Below are 2543 nucleotides of genomic sequence, written 5' to 3' on the forward strand. Positions count from 1 at the left end.
TTGGTGGTGGAGCGGTTGTCGGATGCGCGGCGGCTGGGCCACCCGGTCCTGGCCGTGGTGCGGGGCTCGGCCATCAACCAGGACGGCGCCTCCAACGGGCTGACCGCGCCGAACGGGCCGTCGCAGCGGCGGGTGATCGCGCGGGCGTTGGCGGATGCGGGTGTGTCGGCCGCGGAGGTCGACGCGGTCGAAGCCCACGGCACCGGTACCGCACTGGGTGATCCGATCGAGGCCCAAGCGCTGCTGGCGGCCTACGGTGCCGACCGGCCCGGCGACGCCCCGCTGTGGTTGGGGGCGGTCAAGTCCAACATCGGGCATACGCAGGCGGCCGCCGGGGTGGCCGGGGTGATCAAGATGGTGCAGGCGATGCGGCACGGCCGGCTGCCCAAAACCCTGCACGCCGAGGTGCCGTCGCCGCATGTGGACTGGTCCGCCGGAGCGGTCGAGGTGCTGTCGCAGCCGCGGACGTGGGAAAGCAATGGTCGTCCACGCAGGGCGGGTGTGTCCTCATTCGGGATCAGCGGCACCAACGCCCACGTGGTACTGGAACAGGGCACCGAACCTCCCCAACCGCCCGAACGGCCCGATCCGGCTGAGCCGACCGATGCCGTTGCCGCTGCTCCGGTGCCCTGGGTGGTGTCGGGGGCTAGCGCCGCGGGGCTGGCGGGCCAGGCGGAGCGGTTGGCCGCGAGTGGTGGCGGTGCGGGGTCGGTGCTGGATACGGGGTGGTCGCTGGCGGTGTCGCGGGCAGGGCTGGAGCACCGCGCGGTGGTGGTCGGTTGCGAGCGCGATGAGCTGCTCGCAGGACTGGGGGTGGTCGCGGGCTCGGCCCGCGACGCGGACGCGGAGGGAACCGGCCTGGTCGTGCGGGGCCGGGTGGCCGGTGAGGGCAGGGTCGGGCTCGTCTTCTCGGGCCAGGGGTCGCAGCGTGCCGGGATGGGCCGCGGCCTCTACGAGCGGTTCCCGGTGTTCGCTGCGGCGGTGGACGAGGTTTGCGCGCACTCCGGTGATCTGCCGTTGCGGGACGCGATGTTTTCGGGTGCGGGACTGGCCGAGACCCGGTGGGCCCAGCCCGCGCTGTTGGCGTTTCAGGTCGGGGTGGTGCGGCTGCTGGAGTCGTGGGGGGTGGCACCGGCTGCGGTGATGGGCCATTCGATCGGCGAGGTGACGGCCGCCTGGGTGGCCGGGGTGTTCCCGCTCGCCGACGCCTGCGCGTTGGTGGCGGCGCGGGGCCGGTTGATGCAGGCCACGCCGGCGGGGGCGATGGCGGCGGTGCGGGCCTCGGAAGCGGAGATGGCGCCGCTGGTGGGCGCGCGTTCGGGAGCGGTGGTCGCGGCGGTGAACGGCCCGGCATCAGTGGTGGTGTCGGGCGAGCCGGACGCGGTGCGGGACGTCGTCGACCAGGTCGCCTCGTGGGGGCGGCGGGTGTCGTGGCTGCAGGTCGAGCGGGGATTCCATTCGCCGCTGATGGACGGGGTCCTTGCCGAGTTCCGGCAGGTCGTGGAGGGGCTGCACTTCAGCGCGCCGTCGTCCGCGCCGGTGCTGGTGTCGAACGTGTCGGGCGGGGTGGCCGGCGCAGAAATGGCCCACCCCGGCTACTGGGTCGACCATGTGCGGTCCCCGGTGCGGTTCGCTGACGGAGTGGCGGCGTTGGCGGGTGCGGGGGTGGACGTGGTGGCCGAAGTGGGTCCGCGCCGCGCGGTCGGCGGGGACGTCGCCGAGGTGTCCGGGCTGGGCGTGGTGGGGGTGGGACACGAGTGGCGGGACTGCGAGGTGCACGGGTCTGTGGGCGGCCTGGGCGGCTTGTGGGTGCGGGGAGTGGAACCGGACTGGAATGCGGTGTTCGGGGCGGCACCGACCCGGGTGGCGCTGCCGACGTACGCATTCCAGCGCGACCGCTTCTGGCCGCGCCCCGGCACCCGCGACCCGGACCGCCGGCTCGGGGGAAGCAAACCCGAGAACCGGCTGTGGGAACTCGTGGAATGCGAAGACGTGTCCGGCGTCGCCGAACTGCTCGGCGCGGACGACGACGAACCCGTGGCCGGGTTCGAGGACATGGTCGGCATCCTGGGCGCCTGGCGGCGGGGCGCACGCGAGTCCGCCATGGTCACCGCGAGCCGGTACGGCATCCGCTGGATCTCGCTGTCGCTGGAGACCGGCGGGCGCGCCCAGGGGTTGTGGGCCGTGGTCACCGGCGAGGAGTGCGATCGGGATGCGCAGCGGTTGGCCGATGCGTTGCGGTCGCGCGGCGCCGAGGCCGTCGTGGTCGGGCTGGGTGTGGGGGTCTCGCGGACGGCGGTGGCCGAACGGATCCGCGCCGAACTCGGCGACCGGGAACCCGAGTTGGCGGGAGTCGTCGGCAAGCTCGGCTGTGGCACTGATGGTGATGGGGCGTTGGCCGGTTTGTGGGAGTTGGTTGTGCTGCGGCAGGGGTTGGCCGATTTGGGGGTGGGGGTGCCGTTGTGGTGTGTGACGGTTGGCGGGGTGTCGGTGGATCGGTCGGATGCGGTGTATTCGCCGGTGTCGGCGGGGTTGTGGGGGTT

General features: G+C 73.4%; 1 protein-coding gene. It reads left to right on the forward strand.

Annotation, left to right across the window (positions count from 1 at the left end):
• On the forward strand, positions 1 to 2543 hold a 2543-nt coding region (locus ACYVD5_RS12705), incomplete at both ends, for a type I polyketide synthase (RefSeq protein ID WP_461001207.1).

The sequence above is a fragment of the Streptomonospora sediminis genome (assembly GCF_054778995.1).